Annotated in this window: 1 pseudogene; it reads left to right on the forward strand. The window is 70.0% G+C overall.

The features are described from left to right. Nucleotides 1–111: pseudogene (locus JHD64_RS21380) on the forward strand (bacterioferritin); the annotation flags it as partial. Nucleotides 112–320 lie beyond the last annotated feature (209 nt).

The raw sequence follows: 320 nt of genomic DNA on the forward strand, positions 1-320 counted from the left end.
GAGCGCATCCTGTTTCTGGAAGGTCTGCCCAATCTGCAAGATCTGGGCAAGCTGCACATTGGCGAAACGGTGGAAGAATGCCTGCGCAGTGACCTGCGCTATGAAACCGAAGTACAACGCCCGCAACCTGTCTCTTATACACATCTGACGCTGCCGACGAACGAACAACAGTGTAGATCTCGGTGGTCGCCGGATCATTAAAAGAGGGGGGGGGGGGGGGGGGGGGGGGGGGGGGGGGGGGGGGGGGGGGGGGGGGGGGGGGGGGGGGGGGGGGGGGGGGGGGGGGGGGGGGGGGGGGGGGGGGGGGGGGGGGGGGGGGG

The sequence above is a fragment of the Aquitalea sp. ASV15 genome (assembly GCF_016429115.1).
Taxonomy (GTDB): Bacteria; Pseudomonadota; Gammaproteobacteria; order Burkholderiales; family Chromobacteriaceae; genus Aquitalea; species Aquitalea magnusonii.